This is a genomic window from Achromobacter sp. F4_2707 (assembly GCF_047501535.1).
Lineage (GTDB): Bacteria > Pseudomonadota > Gammaproteobacteria > Burkholderiales > Burkholderiaceae_B > Yanghanlia.
Genome location: NZ_JAZDRJ010000004.1, coordinates 128,724 through 148,317 on the forward strand (window position 1 = coordinate 128,724; position 19,594 = coordinate 148,317).

The 19,594-nt window shown below is 57.1% G+C and carries 19 protein-coding genes and 1 pseudogene; 8 read left to right on the forward strand and 12 right to left on the reverse strand.

Features of this window, described 5'->3' with window-relative positions:
* The 4 genes from VRY85_RS05565 to VRY85_RS05580 all read right to left on the reverse strand — a co-directional run bounded on the left by VRY85_RS05565 (position 1) and on the right by VRY85_RS05580 (position 5,675).
* The gene (locus VRY85_RS05565) at positions 1-3,129 is read right to left on the reverse strand and encodes an efflux RND transporter permease subunit (protein WP_414597621.1); all 3,129 of its coding nucleotides are present in this window, start codon (positions 3,127-3,129) and stop codon (positions 1-3) included.
* A gap of 31 nt (positions 3,130-3,160) precedes the next feature.
* Positions 3,161-4,249 carry an efflux RND transporter periplasmic adaptor subunit gene (locus VRY85_RS05570; RefSeq protein ID WP_414597622.1) on the reverse strand — a complete coding sequence of 363 codons (1,089 nt, stop codon included), beginning with the start codon at positions 4,247-4,249 and terminating at the stop codon, positions 3,161-3,163.
* Positions 4,250-4,432: 183 nt separating this feature from the next.
* Positions 4,433-4,891: a ribonuclease HI gene (rnhA, locus tag VRY85_RS05575; protein WP_414597623.1), complete on the reverse strand. Its 459-nt coding sequence runs from the start codon at positions 4,889-4,891 to the stop codon at positions 4,433-4,435.
* A 1-nt stretch (position 4,892) separates the two neighbouring features.
* Complete coding sequence (locus VRY85_RS05580) at positions 4,893-5,675, reverse strand: class I SAM-dependent methyltransferase (protein WP_414597624.1); 783 nt, start codon at positions 5,673-5,675, stop codon at positions 4,893-4,895.
* Here VRY85_RS05580 and gloB point away from each other — a divergent pair.
* From gloB to fabI, 3 genes are read left to right on the forward strand one after another with little or no spacing between them, the layout of a single operon-like run.
* Complete coding sequence (gene gloB / locus VRY85_RS05585; RefSeq protein WP_414597625.1) at positions 5,674-6,459, forward strand: hydroxyacylglutathione hydrolase; 786 nt, start codon at positions 5,674-5,676, stop codon at positions 6,457-6,459. The two genes, VRY85_RS05580 and gloB, sit on opposite strands and share 2 nt — an antisense overlap.
* 10 nt (positions 6,460-6,469) lie before the next feature.
* A complete protein-coding gene (locus tag VRY85_RS05590; RefSeq protein WP_414597626.1) occupies positions 6,470-7,915 on the forward strand; it encodes a transglycosylase SLT domain-containing protein in 1,446 nt (481 codons plus the stop codon).
* Between the two features lie 46 nt (positions 7,916-7,961).
* Entirely contained in the window at positions 7,962-8,747 is a 786-nt protein-coding gene (gene fabI / locus VRY85_RS05595; protein WP_414597627.1) for an enoyl-ACP reductase FabI, read from the forward strand.
* 16 nt (positions 8,748-8,763) lie between these two features.
* Here the strand turns inward: fabI and VRY85_RS05600 are convergent, their stop codons facing one another.
* Positions 8,764-9,459 carry a glutathione S-transferase gene (locus VRY85_RS05600; RefSeq protein WP_414597628.1) on the reverse strand — a complete coding sequence of 232 codons (696 nt, stop codon included), beginning with the start codon at positions 9,457-9,459 and terminating at the stop codon, positions 8,764-8,766.
* A 25-nt stretch (positions 9,460-9,484) separates the two neighbouring features.
* Positions 9,485-10,546: a rhodanese-related sulfurtransferase gene (locus VRY85_RS05605; RefSeq protein WP_414597629.1), complete on the reverse strand. Its 1,062-nt coding sequence runs from the start codon at positions 10,544-10,546 to the stop codon at positions 9,485-9,487.
* Positions 10,547-10,632: 86 nt separating this feature from the next.
* Here VRY85_RS05605 and VRY85_RS05610 point away from each other — a divergent pair, with 86 nt between their 5' ends.
* Both VRY85_RS05610 and VRY85_RS05615 read left to right on the forward strand, forming a co-directional pair.
* Positions 10,633-11,691 (forward strand): metal-dependent hydrolase, encoded by a 1,059-nt coding sequence (locus VRY85_RS05610; RefSeq protein ID WP_414597630.1) that lies wholly within the window; start codon positions 10,633-10,635, stop codon positions 11,689-11,691.
* 85 nt (positions 11,692-11,776) lie between these two features.
* A complete protein-coding gene (locus tag VRY85_RS05615) occupies positions 11,777-11,986 on the forward strand; it encodes a hypothetical protein (protein WP_414597631.1) in 210 nt (69 codons plus the stop codon).
* 1 nt (position 11,987) lies between these two features.
* On the opposite strand, the gene VRY85_RS05620 is transcribed toward VRY85_RS05615, so the two are convergent.
* The 5 genes from VRY85_RS05620 to VRY85_RS05640 form a co-directional block, all read right to left on the reverse strand.
* Positions 11,988-12,335, reverse strand: coding sequence for a two pore domain potassium channel family protein (locus VRY85_RS05620; protein WP_414597632.1), 348 nt, complete (start codon positions 12,333-12,335; stop codon positions 11,988-11,990).
* Between the two features lie 167 nt (positions 12,336-12,502).
* Positions 12,503-12,757 (reverse strand): heavy-metal-associated domain-containing protein, encoded by a 255-nt coding sequence (locus VRY85_RS05625; protein WP_414597633.1) that lies wholly within the window; start codon positions 12,755-12,757, stop codon positions 12,503-12,505.
* Between the two features lie 174 nt (positions 12,758-12,931).
* Positions 12,932-13,399, reverse strand: a complete 468-nt coding sequence (locus VRY85_RS05630; protein ID WP_414597634.1) for a tripartite tricarboxylate transporter TctB family protein — start codon at positions 13,397-13,399, stop codon at positions 12,932-12,934.
* 96 nt (positions 13,400-13,495) lie between these two features.
* Positions 13,496-15,049, reverse strand: a complete 1,554-nt coding sequence (locus VRY85_RS05635; protein ID WP_414597635.1) for a tripartite tricarboxylate transporter permease — start codon at positions 15,047-15,049, stop codon at positions 13,496-13,498.
* A gap of 3 nt (positions 15,050-15,052) precedes the next feature.
* The gene (locus tag VRY85_RS05640) at positions 15,053-15,529 is read right to left on the reverse strand and encodes a tripartite tricarboxylate transporter TctB family protein (protein ID WP_414597636.1); all 477 of its coding nucleotides are present in this window, start codon (positions 15,527-15,529) and stop codon (positions 15,053-15,055) included.
* 352 nt (positions 15,530-15,881) lie between these two features.
* Here VRY85_RS05640 and VRY85_RS05645 point away from each other — a divergent pair.
* Positions 15,882-16,372, forward strand: a pseudogene (locus VRY85_RS05645) (response regulator transcription factor).
* A complete protein-coding gene (locus tag VRY85_RS05650) occupies positions 16,372-16,698 on the forward strand; it encodes a sensor histidine kinase (protein WP_414597716.1) in 327 nt (108 codons plus the stop codon). The pseudogene VRY85_RS05645 and the gene VRY85_RS05650 overlap by 1 nt, the downstream one beginning before the upstream one ends.
* Positions 16,699-16,738: 40 nt before the next feature.
* On the opposite strand, the gene VRY85_RS05655 is transcribed toward VRY85_RS05650, so the two are convergent.
* On the reverse strand, positions 16,739-17,455 hold the full coding sequence (locus tag VRY85_RS05655; protein ID WP_414597637.1) for a TerC family protein: 717 nt from the start codon (positions 17,453-17,455) through the stop codon (positions 16,739-16,741).
* Between the two features lie 267 nt (positions 17,456-17,722).
* Between VRY85_RS05655 and VRY85_RS05660 the strand changes: the two genes are divergently transcribed.
* Positions 17,723-19,588 carry an ABC transporter ATP-binding protein gene (locus VRY85_RS05660; RefSeq protein ID WP_414597638.1) on the forward strand — a complete coding sequence of 622 codons (1,866 nt, stop codon included), beginning with the start codon at positions 17,723-17,725 and terminating at the stop codon, positions 19,586-19,588.
* The last annotated feature ends 6 nt before the right edge of the window (positions 19,589-19,594 follow it).

Genomic DNA, 19,594 nt, shown 5'->3' on the forward strand with positions numbered 1-19,594 from the left:
TTAATGATGCCCGTCTTTGGGCGCCTGGGGCGCAGCGATGGCACCACCGCCGGCCACAGGCTCTTCTGCTGTAAGTGCGTCGGCTTCTGCGGCGCTAAGCATCTGGCGTCGGGCGCCTGCAATCAGCGTGTAGGCAACCGGCACGACAAACAATGTCAGCACAGTGCCCAAAGTGAGGCCGCCGACCAGCACCCAGCCGATCTGCTGGCGTGATTCCGCTCCCGCGCCGGTGGCAAGGGCCAGAGGCAGAACCCCCAGCACCATGGCGCCGGTTGTCATGAGGATGGGCCGCAGCCGAAGCTCGCTGGCTTCCATGACGGCTTCGCGCATTTCACGCCCCTGATCACGCAGTTGATTGGCGAATTCTACAATCAGAATGCCATGCTTGGTGATCAAGCCCACCAGCGTAATCAGCCCGATCTGGCTATAAATAGAGAGTGTACCGCCTGTCAGGTACAGGGCCAGCAAAGCGCCCGTCATGGACAATGGCACTGAGAACATGATGATAAGCGGGCTGCGCCAGCTTTCAAATTGAGCGGCCAGAACCAGGTAGATAAAGGCCAGCGCCATCATGAAAATCAGATAAATATTTCCAGAGGAATCGCGGAATTCACGCGACTGGCCGTCCAGATCGGTCTGTACCGTAGGCGGCAGCAGTTCACGCGCCACCTCGTTCATGTGTTCCAACACTTCACCCATGGCGTAGCCAGGCGCAATGGCGGCCTCGATTTTAACGGCGCGTAAACGGTTGAAGTGGTTCAGCGACTGCGGCGCGACGGATTCTTCAATCTCAACGAAGTTGGCGAGTTGCACCATGCTGCCATCGCGTACCCGCACGTAGATATCTTGAATGTCGGAAGGCGTGGCACGGTCCTGACGTTTCACTTGGACGATGACATCGTATTGCTCGCCACTGTCACGGAAGCGCGTGACGTTACGACCGCCCAGCATGGTTTCCAGGGTGCGACCGACGTCGCCAACATCCACGCCTACGTCAGCCAGTTTGTCACGGTTGACCTGCACTTTGAGCTCAGGCGTATTCAGGCGCAGGTCGGTGTCTAAATTCTGCAGGCCAGGGTAGTCAGCCAGCTTGTCGAGCAGCATATCGACCATGGCCGCCATTTCCGGGTAGGTAGCCTGGCTCATCACCACAAAGTTGATGGGTTTGGATGTGGCTCGCTGGCCGAATGATGGCGGGTTGGAAGGGAAGGCCCGCACGCCGGGCACGGCAGAAAATTGGGGCTGAAGCTCTTGGGCGATTTCCTGCTGGCTGCGCTCGCGCTCTTCCCAGGGTTTCAGTCGCAAAATAGCGAAGCCATCCGTTACGGTGGGGAAACCGATTACCGACTGCACCCCACTACGCTCTGGGATATCGTCATACAAGGCCTCGATCTGCAGCAAACTGCTCTGAGTGGCATGCAGGGTGGACCCTTCAGGTGCAGTAACCACGCCAAACACCACGCCCCGGTCTTCAATCGGAGCGAGCTCGCTTTTAACCACAGTGAACAGCACGCCACTTCCCGCCGCCACCGCCAGGCCAAGCACCACCACAATAAACCGATGTCGCAGCGCCACGCCTAACGCCGACCGGTAACGCCGGGTCAAGCCATTGAGCAGGTTTTCAATAAACGCATACATGCGCCCATGGCTTTTTTGCGGCTTAAGCAAGACCGAACACATCATGGGGGTGAGTGTCAGCGCCACAAAGCCGGACACCAGAACTGCCCCCGCCAGCGCCAGGGCAAACTCAATGAACAGCCTGCCAGTTCGGCCTGTGGCGAATGCCAGCGGTGCATACACGGTGACAAGCGTCAGCGTCATAGCAACCACCGCAAAGGCAATCTCTTTGGAACCAATCAGCGCGGCTTCCAAACGACTCTTGCCTTCCTCCATGTGCCGATAGACGTTTTCCAGCACCACGATGGCATCGTCCACCACCAGGCCAATGGCCAGCACCATCGCCAACAAAGTGAGTGTGTTGATGGAAAAGCCGAATAAGTACATCACCCCGAAAGCGCCGATCAACGATACCGGGATGGTGACGATGGGAATCAGGCTGGCCCGCACACTGCGCAGGAAGAAGAAAATAACCAGCACCACCAGAATGATGGCTTCAACTACCGTGACATAGACGGAATCGATGGAGCGCTGAATAAAGACTGAACTGTCATACGCCACCTGCAACTGCATGCCGGAAGGCAGGTTCTCGTTAATGAGTTCAATTTCCTTGCGGACTTCTCTAGACAAATCCAAGGGGTTGGCGGTGGATTGCTTGGTCACCCCAATGGTCAGACTAGGCTGCCCATTAAAACGTGCCGAGACCCGCTCGTCCGCAGGCCCGACCCGCACTTCCGCCACTTCCCGCATGCGTAGCGGGTAGCCGTTAATGTTGGCAATGACGATATTTTCGAACTGCTCCACCGTCTGTAAGTCGGTGGTGGATTCCACGGAGAATTCCCGGTCCAGAGATTCAATACGCCCGGCCGGAATCAAGACGTTCTGCTGGCGCAAGGCATTTTCAACATCTTGAACAATCAAGCCATAGCCCGCCAACTTATGGCGGTCTACATAGATGCGCATGGCGGGTAAACGTTCACCAAACACCCGCACTTCGGCCGCACCTGGCAGCACCGACAACCGTGTTTTGATATAGCGGTTGATGTAGTCGGACGCCTGCATTTGCGACATATCGCCGGTGGTCACGCCGATATACACAATGGGGGTGGAATCCGCTTCCACCTTGCTGATGACAGGCTCTTCCACTTCGTCCGGCAAGAAGCGGCGAGCGCGAGAGACTTTATCGCGAACTTCCGCAGCGGCCGCATCCGGGTCGCGGGAAATGTGGAATTTGACGTTGATAAAGCTGACTTCGCTGCGGCTGCGCGATGTCATGACGTCCACGCCTTCAATACCTGAGAGCTGGTCTTCCAGCGGTTTAGTGACCTGAGACTCGATCACTTCAGGGGATGCGCCCTTATATTCCGTGCGCACCGAGACCACCGGCTCGTCAATCGCCGGGTATTCGCGGACGGTAAGCCTGTCGTAAGAAATCAGGCCGATGAGAACAATGATGAGCGACAGCACCGTGGCAAACACCGGGCGTCGTATGCATATCTGTGGAAGCTGCATAACTGCCTCGCTTCAAAAAAAGTGTGTCGCCTTAATTACCAGCCGCTGGAACCACTTCGACCTCAAGGCCGTCGCGCACTTTCTGCAGCCCCGAAACCACCACAGCGTCGCCTGCACTGAGCCCTTCTACGATTTCTACGTGGGCATTGAGGCGCTGGCCGACCCGCACCATCACACGCTCGACGACGCCATCGACAACACGAAACACATATTGCGCATCACCCGAGGGCGCCAATGCGCTTTCCGGCACCAACAGCCCTTGTTCCTCGGCCAACTCCAGATGCACTCGCGCAAACAGGCCGGGGCGCAGTACGCCATCGGGATTCGGCACGTTAGCTCGCAGCAGCAGCGAGCGGCCGCCTACATCGATCAGGGGGCTGATCGCCCCCACGCTGCCTTCCCGTTCGGCCCCGGCCAGTGCATCAAAAGACACTTGCAGCCTGGAACCTTGCGCCACCGAGCCCAGAAACAGTTCAGGAATACGAAAATCCAGATTAAGGGGGTCGATGGACTCGATGGGAACGAGATCGGTTCCCGGCCCGACGTAATCCCCCACGGAGACAGTTCGCAAACCGGCCAGGCCGTCAAAGGGAGCCTGTATCACCGTTTTTTCCAGTTCGGCTTCCGCTAGCGCCACCGCAGCCCGTTGCACGGCCAGGTTGCTGGCTGCTTCGTCGCGAGCCTGACTGCTCACAAAACCTTGCTTGCTCAGTTCGACGGCGCGGCGGTGCTGACTGCCCGCCAGTTGAGCGTTGGCGCGGGCCTGCTGCAAGCGGGCTTTGGCCACGCTGTCGTCCAGCCGCACCAGCACCTGGCCTTTTTCGACCTTGCCGCCTTCAATAAAATTAATTTCAGCAATCCGGCCGCTGATTTCCGGCCGCAGCATAACGGAGTCATGGGAACGCAATGTACCCACTGCCGAAATGGAACGTTCCAGCCGCTCTTGTTTGACCGGGGCAACCACAACCGCCACTTTGGAAGGTGTTGGCGCTTTGGTTCCCTGAGCGGGGGCAGTGACCACAGCATTGCCTTCTGCACCGCGTTGAACCCACCAATGAGCGCCCCACGCCCCTAAGCCTATGCCCAGCACCAGTAATATCGCAGCCTTGGAAAACTTCATTGATGTCGTGGTTGTGAGGTAAGTAAATTCTTCGGACTTCGCCGCCCTGCCAGCGAAGCGTGCAATTTCTCTACAAAGCCATTGACTGTAGCACTGAATCTTTGGCATGCGTAACGCACAATTACATACTTATTTCAGCATGCTTCGCAAATAACACTGCGGCTCACCCATGAGCAGAACGGCTTAGGCACGGTCGAGCGTACGCACGCCCTGGTTAGCCAGAGCGTCCGCCCTTTCGTTGCCGGGGTCGCCCGCATGGCCTTTGACCCAACGCCATTCCACCTGGTGCTGGGCAACCAGAGCGTCGAGTTGCTGCCATAGATCAGCATTGCGAACCGGTTTTTTATCCGCGGTGCGCCAACCCCGGCGCTTCCAGTTGGGCAACCATTCCCCCATCCCTTTCTGTACGTATTGGGAATCCGTGTGTACGATTACCCGGCATGGCCGCTTCAAGGCTTTTAGTGCCTCGATCACGCCGGTGAGCTCCATGCGGTTATTGGTGGTCTGTTCCTCACCGCCAAACAGCTCCTTTTCATGGCGGCCGTGGCGTAGCAACGCCCCCCACCCGCCTCGACCAGGGTTGCCCTTGCAGGCGCCGTCCGTCCAGATTTCCACTGCCTGGCCGCTTGTTTCACCACTCACTTCAAGATTCTCCGGAATTTGTATTGAACTGCCTGCCTGCTGCCACCGTGGCTCGGCGCCGAGCCGGCTTGCGGCGGTGCCGCCAGGCGGGGCCGACCAATGTAGGCCTGGCCACCCGCTTGACGGCAGACACCATATAGACGGCGCCGCAGATAGGCCACCACCGATCGCCCGCCTTTTCCATGAACGACCAGCGTTTCAGCCAGACATCGCTGAAGCTCGGCATGGCGTAGCAGCCAAAGCGCCCACGATCCATTTCAAACGACAGAAGCTTGAACCAGTCTTTCAAGCGCGGCAAAGACACCTGCAACGGCGCGGGAACCGGCACCAAGGGTTCTAAGCCCGGCAAGCGCCCGCGGGCGCCCCATAAGCTCCAAGGGTTAAAACCAGAGATCACCACCCGACCTTCCGGCACCAGAACGCGGTCAATCTCGCGCAGGACCTGATGGGGGTCGGTGGCACACTCCAGACCGTGGGGCAAGACGAGCAAATCAATGCTCTGCGTATCGAAAGGCAGGGCTTCAGGCTCGGCCAGCACGAGCCGGCGGCTTGCCCCTTCAACGAGTTCAAGGGTGGCGCAAACCTGATGAGGAATGCGATTCGCTTCGAGGAAGTCCCAATGCGGCAGGCCGATTTGTATGGCATGATAGCCAAACACATTGGCGACCATGCCACTGAATTGGGCCTGTTCCCATCGCGCCACGTAACGGCCCTGAGGCGTGTCCAGCCATTCCTCAAGCTCCAGTATCAACGGTTGCTCCACCCCATTCCTCGCTTTTTCCATGGTAAACAGCCAGCTTATTCCCCTGCCCGCACTTTCCGACAACTATATATGGTTGCTGCGTCAGAACAGCGACGCCATTGTGATTGACCCTGGCGAAGCCTCGGGGGTTGTGCGTTACCTCGAGCAACACGCGCTCAACTTGCGCGCCATTTTACTGACACACCACCATGGCGACCATGTCGGCGGGGCGCTTGAGCTGCATGAACGCAGTCATGCCCCCGTTTACGGCCCTGCCAATGAGCGCCTGCCTATTTGCCACCACCGCCTGTCTGAAGGCGATACGGTACAATTGCGCGACCTTGGTTTCTCCATGACCGTGATAGACGTTCCCGGCCATACTGCCGGGCACATTGCCTATCATGGCCGCCCCGATGGTAGTGCTCCCGTGCTTTTTTGCGGAGACACGCTGTTTGCCGCCGGTTGCGGGCGTTTGTTCGAAGGCACACCTGAGCAGATGTTTGAATCCCTGGGGAAACTGGCAAGCTTGCCGGAAGATACCTTGGTGTGCTGTGCGCACGAATATACCTTGTCCAACCTCCGCTGGGCCAAGCAAGTCGAACCCGGCAATGCGACATTGCAGGATCGCTGGGATACTGCAACCCGCTTACGGGAGGAAGGGCAGCCGACTCTGCCTTCAACCCTGGCGCTGGAAATGGCTTCAAACCCTTTCTTGCGCACCGGAGTGGCGGAGGTAGCGGAAAGTGCAGCACGTTACGCGGGTCAACCACTGGCCTCGGAAGTAGAAGTCTTTGCAAGCTTGCGTGAATGGAAGAACAACTTTTGATGAACCACCCATGAACTGTCTGCGGCTATTCGTACTATCTATAGTAGTGATGCTGGCCGGTTGTGCTACACAGCACGACCGCGCCGCTGATGCATCGCGGCAGCTTGCAGCCACCGAAACGTCCACCACGATCGACCTCACCCGACCCGCAAACGATATCTGGGAGCGCATCCGGCTGGGCTTTGCGGTGCCCAACCTTGACACCGAACTCGTCGACCACTGGACACAATACTACGCTGCCCGGCCCGAATCGCTGCTTATTATGAGTCAGCGCGCCCGCAAGTACCTGTATCACATCGTCGATGAGCTCGAACGCCGTGGGATGCCCACCGAACTGGCGCTGCTGCCCTTTGTCGAAAGTGCTTTCAACCCTCTGGCGCTGTCACGCTCCCAGGCTTCCGGCCTGTGGCAGTTCATCCCCAGTACGGGCAAGCACTACAACCTCGAACAAGACTGGTGGCGCGACATGCGCCGCGACCCGATCGCCTCGACGAACGCAGCCCTCGATTACCTCAGCTATCTCTACGAATTCCAGGGCGATTGGTATCTGGCCCTGGCTTCCTATAACTGGGGCGAAGGCTCGGTACGGCGCGCCCTTGAACGCAACAGCAAAGAAGGGCTGGAGCTCGACTACCGCGCACTTAAAATGCCGGAAGAAACGCGCAATTACGTACCCAAGCTGCAAGCCTTCAAAAACATCATCGCCGAACCCCACAAATACGGCATCACGCTGCCTCCCATCCGCAACACGCCTTATTTCATCACCGTCAAAAAGACGGAAAGTATCGATGTGGATGTCGCCGCCCAACTGGCGGAAATCACTGTAGATGAATTCCGCGAGCTAAACCCGGCGCATAACCGCCCGGTGATTAAGGTGGAGGACGAAGCTGAAATTCTGCTCCCCGCCGACAAGGCCGACATCTTCATGGCCAACCTGAAGGCTTACAAGGGCCGGCTGTCAGCCTGGAATACCTACCGCAGCAAAAAAGGCGAGTCTTACACAGCCATCGCCCGCAAGTTCGATATGCCGGTGGAACAACTGCGCAGTGTCAATGGGCTGAGCCAGCGCCAGACTGCTGCGCGCACCGAAGCCACCTTGCTGGTCGCCGCTGCGAACGACGCGGCTGACACCACACAGGTCGTTGCTACAGGTGCGCAAGCCAGCACGTCCACGCAAACTCAACAGCAAAGCGGCGGAATCCGCAGGGTATCACTCAGTACCGGTAACCGCCCTTCCGGCACCGCTGCGCAAGCGGGGGCCGCTCCTGATATACAAGTGTTGCGCCGTAGCCCACAAGCCATGACTCATACAGTCAGGCAGGGCGACACTCTTTACTCCCTGGCTCGCCGCTACGGCACTACCGTGCAGGCGATACGCAAGCTGAACAACCTGAAAGGCAATAAACTGGCGATCGGCAAGCGATTGCGCGTTCCAGGCTCCAATATAAGTGGCTGATGTACACCACATGCTCTCTATATAAGACAAGAAGGATTGATTGAAAATGGGTTTCCTACAAGGCAAGCGCATTCTGCTCACCGGGCTGATTTCCAATCGCTCAATCGCTTACGGCATCGCCAAAGCATGCCATCGCGAAGGCGCGGAACTCGCATTCACTTACGCGGGTGATCGTTTCAAAGAACGAGTGGAAGAGTTCGCCACTGAATTCGGCAGCAACATCGTGCTGCCCTGTGACGTCGGCGAAGACGATCAAATCGAAAGCGCGTTCAAATCGCTTGGTCAGGAATGGGACGGCCTCGACGGCCTGGTGCATGCGATCGGCTTTGCCCCACGCGAATCGCTGGAAGGCGACGTTCTGTTCGGCATGACGCGCGAAAACTACCGCGTCGCACACGACATTTCCGCCTACAGCTTTCCAGCTCTGACCAAAGCTGCCCTGCCCTTGCTGGAAGGCCGCCAAAGTTCTGTGCTGACTCTCAGCTACATGGGTGCAGAGCGCGTCGTGCCGCACTACAACATGATGGGCTTGGCCAAGGCTTCGCTTGAAGCCAGCGTACGTTACCTGGCCGCCGCCCTGGGCCCGCGCGGTATTCGCGCCAACGGCATCTCGGCCGGCCCCATTAAAACTCTGGCAGCCAGCGGCATTAAAGATTTCACGCTGATCTTCAAGTTTGTTGAACAGTATTCGCCGCTGCGTCGCAACGTCACCATTGATGATGTCGGCAACACAGCAGCATTCATGCTGTCCGACCTGGCGGCAGGCATTACCGGCGAAATCACGCACGTTGACTGCGGCTTCAACGCTGTCGTACCAGGCATGGACCGGTAATTTTTTACCCCAGCCTTCAAGGAAAACACACGCCCTGGCCACCGGCCCAGGGCGTGTGTTTTTCCATAATCGAAGCGAATAACGGCGACTCCAGCCACCCTGCCAGCCAACCATGTAATGCAGGCCAAGGCTGGCTGTCGAACCAAGGCCGGTCGACCTGAGCAAACTGCCGCACAAACGGCATAATGGCAGCGTCGGCCAACGAAGCACGTGCCCCGAACAAGCCAGGCTGCAGCCGGGCAGCTTCAACACGCTCGCCGGGCCGGGTACCGGAGCCCCCTTGGTCCGCCAGCCTCGCCTCCAGAATAGCCAGCCAGGCGCTGCACAGCTCACGCTGTTCCAGAGGATTGATGTTTTCGTAGCGCTGCGGATACTTATAGCGATCCAGGCCGTGCTTGAACCGGCTGTCGCAGTCGGCGATCAAACCCAGCATGTCGTCCAGCGTGCCGGTTGGGGGTTCCAGCCAATGCTGCGGGTCGTTACGCTGCAGTGCCCACAACATGATGTCGAGGCTTTGCTCGATAACCGTACCATCCGGTAGAACCAGCACAGGCACTGTGCCTTTGGGCGAAGCCTGCAGAAGCTCGACAGGCTTATTGCGCAAAACGACTTCCCGCAATTCACAGGATTGCCTGCTTACGGCAAGCGCAAGGCGCGCCCGCATGGCATAGGGGCAGCGCCGGAACGAATAAAGAATGGGAACGGCTGACATACAGAGCCCCCACTAACCCACGCCTTCAGGCGGCGGGCGGCGTCACACCTTGTTCAGCAGATTGCTGGCGCTGGGCGGCCTCAGCCCGCCGCTTCGCCAGCCGCTCTTCGCGCCGAGCCTTGGCTTCTGCCAACGCCCGTGCCTTGGCCGCTTTTTTCTCTTCGACCTTCACCCCTATATGGCGCTCCGCACGCTGGCGTGCCAGTTCTACCTGCCGCTGGCGTTCGGCGAACCGCTGCTTCTGCTCTTCCGTGTGCTGGTCGTGGCAGTGATGGCAACTGACGCCTTCCACAAAGTGTTCCGAGGTTTTGTCTTGTTCGCTAAGGGGCTGGCGACAGGCGCGGCAGAATTCGTAGTCGCCCGGCACCAGGCCATGGCGCACGGACACCCGTTCGTCGAACACAAAGCAGTCGCCCTGCCACAGGCTGTTTTCCTCGGGGACAGTTTCCAGGTATTTGAGAATACCGCCTTCCAGGTGATAGACCTCGTCGTACCCCAGTGAGCGCATATAAGCGGTGGATTTCTCGCAGCGGATACCACCGGTGCAGAACATGGCGACCTTGCGCTTGTTGTGCAGGGCGCCACCCTCGGCACGCTGTTGCTCAATCCAGCCGGGAAACTCAGTAAAGCTGCGAGTTTCCGGGTTGATAGCCCTGTCAAACGTGCCAATTTTGAATTCGTAATCGTTGCGGGTATCGACCACCACCACATCCGGGTCGGCGATCAGTGCATTCCACTCTTCGGGTTTGACGTAAATTCCCGCCATGGTTTCCGCATGGATATTTGGCACGCCCATGGTGACAATTTCACGCTTGAGCTTGACCTTCATGCGGTAGAAAGGCATGTGCGGCGACCACGATTCTTTATGCTCAAGATTCGCTAGAAGCGGGTTGGCGCGCAGGTAGGCCAGCACGGACCTGACCCCAGCTTCGGGGCCGGCAATTGTGCCGTTGATGCCTTCTTCGGCAAGTAGCAAAGTGCCTTTCACGCCCTGCTCTTCACAGTGGGTCAGCAAAGGCTCACGCATGTCGCGGAAATCGGGCAGGTGTACAAATTTGTATAGTGCGGCAACGAGGAATTCGGCCATGGTGGAACTCAAAAAGCGTTAACCTGTCCATTCTAACGCGTGCGTCCGATCTCTTCAGCAGCACGTCCCACAGGAAATCAGTAGAAATGGATTCAGTCACACAAGCTGCTCTCGGTGCGGGTATAGCAGGCGCCCTTATGGGGCCGCGCTACGGTCGTAAGGCGATTCTTGCCGGGGCGGCGCTTGCTACCCTTCCTGATCTCGATATCCTGATCAAGTATGGTGATCCTCTTTCGCAGATGATCAACCATCGCGGCTTTTCGCATTCGCTGTTTGTTTTGACAGCGTTTGCGTTATTTTTAGGGTGGCTGGCCAAGCGGTTCCGGCTGCACAAGGACGGTCAGGGTTATGGCAGGCTGCTACTTACCATTTGGTTGATCCTCATTACCCACCCTGTGCTGGACGCCTTCACCAGCTATGGCACGCAGTTATGGTGGCCGCTGCGCCCCACCCCCTCAAGCTGGTCGAGCGTCTTCATCATCGACCCTTTCTATACCGCCCCACTTTTAGGTGGCGTACTGATCGCTTTATTGGTGGGGCCGCGCGCTGCCATGAGTCGTGCACTGGGCGCCATTCTATTGTTGGGGGCGGGGTATCTCGGTGCCTCGCTAGCGGCCAAACACTGGGCTGAAAACCGTGTACACGACATGCTGGTGGAGCAAGGGCGCCAGCCTGTCGCCATGTTCTCGGTGCCCCAACCCTTCAACATCGTGCTGTGGCGTGTGGTAGCGCGTATGGAAGACGGCAACTATGTCGAAGCGATCACGGGCATGCTAGACAACCGCCAGCCCGAGTTCATCGAGTTTCCTTCAAATGCCGAATTGGGTCTGGCGCTGCAGCCCCAGAAATACATTGACGGCCTGCGCTGGTTTACAGGCGATTGGTTGCGCTACGACGACATCGACGGCCAACTGGTCGTATCGGATTTGCGTATGGGCATTGGTACCGGCCACTATTCGTTTCGTTTTTTGATTGGCGAACGCGACCCAGATAGCGGCCAATGGCAAGCCGTGACGCCCGCGCATTGGCAGGGAGGCCCCGCCAGCCGCGATATGGCAGCCTTGAAAACCACGCTCGCACGCATCTGGCAAACGGGCTCCCCCTTGCCGCTGGCCGCATGGAATGTCCGCATGACCATGCCGTAGCGTTGCAGCATCATGTTGCACACGCTTGCTGATTTATGCATGGCGGTAATCGCGGCGTCATGTTCGCTGCGCATAATGGCGAGCTATGGAAAAGATGATTTACGCCCCTACCGCAACGAACCCCATGCTCGAAAGAGCCAGGCAAGTACTTGAGTTGACGCACTACGCTTGGCGATTGAACGAACGCACTCAACGCCACCGCCGCAAAGCATCGAAGGCGCACGCTCATCACGTGCCTTTTTGTCACCCGCCTTATGCCAACGCTCAGGGTCAGCCTTCCAACGCCTTCATCTGACTCAATTTTCGTCATCAAGGTGAAAAGCGTGCAAGACCCGATGCGCAATGGGCGCCAGCACCACGCCTAGCGTCGCGACAAAGACCAAGCTGACATACACGCCGTAGATCGCAAAAAACACCTTGCCCCCATAGGTCTGCGGCATGATGTAAGGGCCGATCCCCCCGACAATAAGCGCCGAGTTCAACACGGCATCGTATACGTGGACACCCTCTTCCAACATCAAGTGGCCGAGCACCCCTATCAAAACCGAGGCGGCAATAAAAACAGTCGCCCAAACGATATGCAAAACCATGCGCCAGGCGAACTCACGCCGACTCACTAAGGGCGCACTACGCGATTCGTACATAAAGCCTCACTCAGCAGACCACTTCAACACGCAAAGACCAGACAGCCACCGTGCGGATGCACACCGCAAAGAAAAGGCGTCAGCCCCGCAGTATAGATGCGAAAAAGCGCCGGGCTGACCGGCGCTTCGTACTAGGACCCTGAGATGAGGTTCGCGCTTTGCGGCGTTTAGCCGCCGCAACCTCCGCAGCAGGCGCCATCTTCGCCGTGCACCGGAGCCGCGATGGCATACCCGGCTTCTTCCACAGCCACCTTGAGCCGCTGCAACGATACTTTTTCTTCATCATAGGTAACGGAAGCCTTGGCCTTGTCAAAAGAGACATCGGCGTCGTTCACGCCGTTGACAGACTTCAGGGCATCTGTGAGTTTGATGGCGCAGCCTTCATCCTTGAGGCCCGCGAGCTTAAGCATTCCAACCTGCATGTTGCTTCCTTTTCCAGTGGGGTGATGATTTGCGGGAGCAGCCCGCCTTAAAGATCCATATTAAATACATCTTTAAGCTTGTGCAAGGAAAAACCTAGATAAAAGTCGGAAACCTTGTTCTAGCTCAAGTCTGGGAAAAAGAGGAGCAACGCTTCACACTGAAGCACTGGGGAATCACCCCCAACGGAACATAGAAAAAGCAAGGCCGGGGCTATAGGCCAGGGCAAGCGCAGCCAGTAAGGTGCTACCAGAAGCCAGCAGCAAAGCGCTGCGCCATGAGTGGCGCCGATCACCCAACACCGTAACGAATATCAGCGCAAACACCGCTGGCAGCATGCCGCCGTATTTACTGAGCAGAAGAAAAGCGAATACGCCGCTCACTACACCGCAGCTACCCCGCCACTTGGATACGCCAATATCAATGCCTTCTTCTTCGTCTGGAGAAAGCCTGGAATCAAACAACCACAAGATTCCAACGAACATCAGCAGCGAACCAAACACGACCGGCAATACCCCGGCGCCCATGCCGGAAATCTTGCTGACCGAACTGGCGCTGACTTGCAGAACGGCGGCCAGACCGAGCAGGCACAACAACCCTGAAGCGAGAACATCTCTTTTGTTGATGCTGACCTTGAAGCGCATATCTACCCTCCAATCGCTGAAGCTTGTGCCCGTCTCCGCTTACGCGGCCGGGCACAGGTCTTCAAGAATCTTAAGATGAATCCGCCTGGTGGAACATTACCGCTGCATTACCGTTTGCGAATGTTCGAAGTTTTCGCTGTTTTCGCTGTTTTCCGCCTTCCGTTTGGTGGCGCTGCGCCATGACGAATAAACCAGCCCGACGATCAGCAGCACCGCTGCCGATACAAACGCCAAGCTGATAGGCCTTTCAAAGAACACCATGACGTCGCCGCGCGACAACAACAAGGCGCGACGGAAGTTTTCCTCTACCATCGGCCCCAGCACAAAGCCCAGCAACAACGGCGCAGCCTCGAACCTCAAGCGCAAGAACAGATAGCCGAGCACGCCGAACAGAAGAACCATCCAAACATCAAACAAGTTGTTGTTTGTGCTGTATACGCCGACACAGACAAAGAACAAGGCGGCGGGATACAAGAACCTGAACGGTACTGACAGCATGCGCACCCACATGCCGATCAAAGGCAAGTTGAGAAGCAACAGCAAAATATTGCCCACCCAGAAACTGGCGATCAGCCCCCAGAACATGTCTGAGTGTTCGACCACCATCTGCGGGCCAGGCTGAATGCCGTGGATGATCAGTGCACCCAGCATCAAAGCCATGACCGGGTCGCCGGGAATCCCAAGGCTGAGAGTCGGGATAAAGCTGGTTTGGGTGGAAGCGCTGGTGGCAGCTTCAGGCGATGCAATGCCCTCAATAGCCCCCCGTCCGAAACGTTCGGGTTCTTTGGCTACCTTCTTTTCGGTCGCATAGGCGATGAAAGAAGCGATAGTCGGGCCGGTGCCGGGCAAAATGCCGAATGCCGCGCCAATGGCCGTACCGCGCACCAAAGCGCCGCGCGACTGCTTGATGTCGCCTTTTTGGGGGCGCAATGAGCGTGATGAGACTCGCGCCACCGTTTGTCCGCTGCTGCCCACCCGGTTCACGTTCTTGAGAAAATCAGCAATGCCGAACAAGCCCATGGCCAGTGCGACAATCTGCAAACCGTCCTGCAATTCGGGGATACCAAAGTCAAACCGCGCAACACCACTGTTCACGTCGGTGCCTACCACGCCCAGGATCAGGCCCACAACAACCATGGCCACACCCTTGATGGCCGACCCCCTGGCCAATGTCGCCCCTGCCAGTAGCCCGAGCATCATCATTGAGAAGTACTCAGCCGGCCCGAACTTGAACGCGACGTCCACCAGCAGGGGCGAAAACAGAATCATGGCCAAAATGCCGATGGTTGCGCCAAAAAAGGACGACAACATCAGCATGAACAAGGCCGACCCGGCCTTGCCGCTGCGCGCCAGAGGGTTGCCGTCCAGACACGCCACGGCATGAGAGGCTGTTCCGGGCAGGTTCAGCATAATTGAAGTGATTCCGCCTCCGTATTGCGAGCCATAATAAATACCGGCCAGCATAATCAGAGCAGCCGTCGGCGTCATCGTATAGGTGAGCGGCAACAAAATTGAAATGGATGCCAGAACGCCCATTCCCGGCAATACCCCAATCAGGTTCCCCATGAATACGCCGAATACGGCCCACATGAGGTTTTCCAGTTGAAAAGCAACTGAGAAACCCTGCATCAGATTAGAAAGGATATCCATCCATCAACCCCAACGAAACATTGGGAACTGCAACTCAAGCCCCCACGAAAAAATAAGTACGCCCAGTACCGTCACAAACGCGGCCAATAAAAAGGCGCTAAGCAGACTGTGATTTCTATCTCCAATCGCAGAAATAAAAACAAGCGCAAAGGTTGCCGGAACCAGTCCGCCGTATTCCCCCAGAACGATAAAGGCCAGAACGCCACCAATAATGGCTATCCAGCCCCGCCACTGAGAGGGGCCTGAAAAATCTTCCTCTTCCTCTTCCTCTGCCTTGGTAGAAAGCCCTGTCGCAAACAGGCATAAGCCGCCCAGGAACATTAGCAGCACTCCCAGCATGACCGGAAAAAATCCCGGCCCCATTCTGGCCATTGTGCCGATGGTATAGGTGCTCCCCTTGAGCATCACACCCAGACCCAACACGATTAACAACCCCGAGGCCAATGCCTCACGATTATTGATACTGAACTTGAGACGCATACATCTCCTCCACCTGCATTAGTGAAGAACTCCAGTCGTATCGACCGGAGCTTTCCCGCCACGATACGGGGTGCCAGCGGCACCGTTTCTAACTTTCCTGGTTTAATCCTGCGCAAAAGAGCAATGAGTGCTTATCGGCGCGTGATCAGGCGTGAATAATTTCTCGTTTTGTGCGGAAAAGACCTTCGAGAAAACGAAGGGGAATGTTAGAGCAGAAGTCAGCGGTCAAACATTACACCCACATTACCATTTGGCAATGATTCAGCAGCGCAAACGCATATAGAATGAAAAGACGATTACACACTCATTCCGGGTTATAGAATCCGTTCAATAGCCCTGATCTGAATTGGAAATGTGGCACTGCCTGATTATCGAAGACGACACCGAAAATGCCCGCTACATAGCAAAAGGCCTGAGCGAGCTTGGCCATACAAGCGTTATTTGCCACGACAGCGTGCAAGGCTTGCAACGTGCAATAGATTCCTCCTGGGATGTCATCATCCTCGATCGCATGCTGCCTAACGGCGTGGACGGCCTGACGATTCTTTCTACCCTGCGCGGCCTGGGCCAACGTACCCCCGTCCTGGTGCTCAGCGCCCTGACTCTCTACAGCCACGTGAGCTCAGGCTGCTGACGTATCTCATGCTGAATGCCCACAACACAGTCACCCGCACCATGCTGCTGGAACACGTGTGGGACTACCGCTTCGACCCTCAATCCAACGTTATTGACGTGCAGATCAGTCGCTTGCGTCGCAAAATCGATGGCAACCATGCCAGCCCTCTGATACACACTGTCCGAGGCGCCGGCTATACCTTGTCCGACCGCGTGCCCGCAGCCTGATAGCCAACGCGTGTGCCAACTTGGTGGACAATGCCATCAAGCACGCCGAAAACCGCGTAGACATCAGCCTTGACCCCACGCCTGAAGGTGTTCTTTTGTCTATCAGAGACGATGGCCCGGGCCTGCCTGAAGCCAGCTTGGAGCGCCTCGGAGAGCGATTCTATCGCCCCAACCCGGGCGAGGAAGGCCTGGGGCTAGGCTTGGCAAGCGTGAAAGCCATGGTTTCATTGCACGGCGGAACTTTGTATTTCAGCAACCGGGCCGACGGAAGCTCAGGCCTGGTTGCTCGTGTTTCTCTGCCATCGCCCCCACCCCGCGTTTCTTGAGGCATATTGCTTCAGACTCGGCCTTATTTCGTTCAGACATTCAGGCGGATTCTTCCGCCACAGGTTCTCGGCGCTTGCGAACTGCCAGCCACTTTCCCAGCCCAATTACCAGCGCCGCGCCGGCGACCTCAACAGCCAGTTTGAGCATCGTATCGGGTGGCCCCAGCCGCTCCACCACAAAAACATCGGTGATCAGCATGCCCCCGGCAATCCAGCCCAGCAAGCCGCCGCCAAAGGTCACAACCAACGGGAAACGGTCAATCAGCTTTAGTACCAGCGTGCTGCCCCAAACAATAATGGGCACGCTCAAGCACAGGCCGAATATGACGTAATACAGTTGATGGTCGGTGTGTGCATTCTGAGCCGCCCCTGCAATGGCGATAACGTTGTCCAAGCTCATCGCGAAATCCGCAACAATGATGGTGCGAACTGCCGACATAATGGAAGCCCCGCCCTTAATATTGCCATGCTCGTCTTCGTCGGGCGCCAGCAGCTTGATGCCGATCCAGACCAGCAACAGCGCACCCACCATCTTGAGAAACGGGATATCAAGCAGCACCAGGGCAAAAGCAATCAGCGCCACCCGCAAAATAATGGCGCCTGCCGTGCCCCACAATATGCCTTGCATGCGCTGCTTGCGTGGCAAGTTTCGGCAGGCCAGCGCGATCACGACCGCGTTATCGCCGCCAAGCAAAATATCGATAAGAACGATTTGAAACAGTGCCCCCCAGTGGAGCATTCCAAAAAACTCGAGCACGCGCGTATCCTCCTGAAACAGGAACGCTACAGTCTTGGAAGGCTGCCCTGTTGCGGATGCATTCCCATTCTTTAATTTTAAGTACCGAAGCTGAATACAACCTGATACCGGCATTTGCATCATGGATTCTTTGAGCACTGATTTGCGCCCTCATGCGAAACTACATGTTTAAAGAATTCAGTAACGCCATCTCCCCGCAGCCTGGCCCCAACTCTGAACCCACAGCGATGCCACACGGCAAATATCCGTTTCTCTGGAGCCCTTATCTTGTTCCGTAGGTTTGAAGAACAACTCAACCCTTTCCCGCCGGAAAACGTATCGACCCCGCCACAGGGTTTTTTCTCGTTTCTATGGGCGTGTTCACGCGGGTCGCGACGCTATATTGCGGCGCTTGCGGTATTAAGCGCAGGTGTTTCTATCTATGAAGCCTGGCTATTCGCCTTCCTGGGCCAGGTTGTGGATTTGCTCTCGGTCTGGCAAGCCGGAGAGCCCGCGTCGGACCACGTGCGCCGCGTATTGTGGGGCATTGGCATTGTGCTTGTCGCCAGTATTGGTATCGTGGCGCTGCGCACCATGGTGCAACACCAGATTCTGGCCATCAATCTGCCGCTGCGCTTGCGCTGGGATTTCCACCGCATGATGCTGCGGCAAAGCCTGTCGTTCTTTTCCGATGAGTTTGCTGGCCGGGTAACGACCAAAGTCATGCAGACCGCGCTGGCGGTACGGGAAGTCCTGTTCACCTTCAGCGAAATCGTGGTGGGCATTGGCGTCTATTTCGTCGCCATTGTGTTGCTGGCAGGTGGGTTTGATGGGCGCTTGATGCTGCCCTTCTTGGCCTGGATACTGCTGTTTGGCTTGGCCATGGTGTACTTTGTGCCGCGCCTGGGAAAAGTCGGTAAGGAACAAGCCCACGCTCGTTCATCCATGACAGGCCGCGTGACCGACGCCTACACCAACATTACAACCGTCAAGCTGTTTTCACACACGCAGCGCGAAGCCCACTTCGCGCGCGCTGCGATGGAAGACTTCAAAGACACCGGCTATCGGCAGATGCGTTTGGTCAGTCAGTTCGAAATCGTCAATCAAGCACTGGTCACCGCCCTGATATTGTCCTCGGGCGGCTACGCCTTGTGGCTGTGGCATGGCAGCGAAGTCGGCACGGGCGCTGTGGCGGCTGTCACCGCGATGGCATTGCGGGTCAATGGGATGTCACACTGGATTATGTGGCAGATGACTTCACTCTTTGAAAGCATAGGCACAGTGCAAGACGGCATTGCTACGCTCACCCACCCGCCAAAAGTGGAAGATGCGCCCGATGCTGTGCCATTACAAATCACACGTGGTGAAGTCGAGTTCGACAACGTGTTCTTCAATTACAACGGCGAGCGCCAGGTTCTGGAAGGCTTAAGCCTCAAGGTGGCGGCAGGTGAAAAAATCGGCTTGGTGGGCCGCTCCGGTGCAGGCAAGTCCACGCTTATCAGTCTGTTGCTGCGTTTTTACGATTTGGATAGTGGGCAGATACGCATTGATGGGCAAGACATTTCCCAGGTAACCCAGGACAGCCTGCGCGGCGCGATTGGCATGGTCACGCAAGATACCTCATTGCTGCATCGCTCCATTTACGACAACATCGCTTACGGCCGCCCCGACGCCGATCCGGCTGAAGTTCGCGCAGCAGCTGTACGCGCGCAGGCGGATGAATTCATCCAGCAATTAAACGATTCACACGGTCGCTCCGGCTATGACACCATGGTGGGAGAGCGCGGGGTCAAGCTTTCGGGAGGCCAACGCCAGCGCATTGCCATTTCTCGTGTGATGCTAAAGAACGCCCCCATCCTGCTGCTGGACGAAGCGACCAGTGCGCTGGATTCAGAAGTGGAAATCGCCATTCAGGACAGCCTCTATGAAGCTATGGAAGGCAAAACGGTAATTGCCATTGCCCACCGGCTTTCCACCATTGCAGCCATGGACCGACTGGTGGTGATGGATGCCGGTCGCATCATCGAGCAAGGCAGCCATGCCGAACTTCTACAGAAGAACGGCGTCTATGCCCGCTTGTGGCGGCACCAGAGCGGCGGATTTTTGGCGGAAGAATTGGACGAGCCGGTGGAAAACCAAGCTCCGGTACTGTAACGCCGG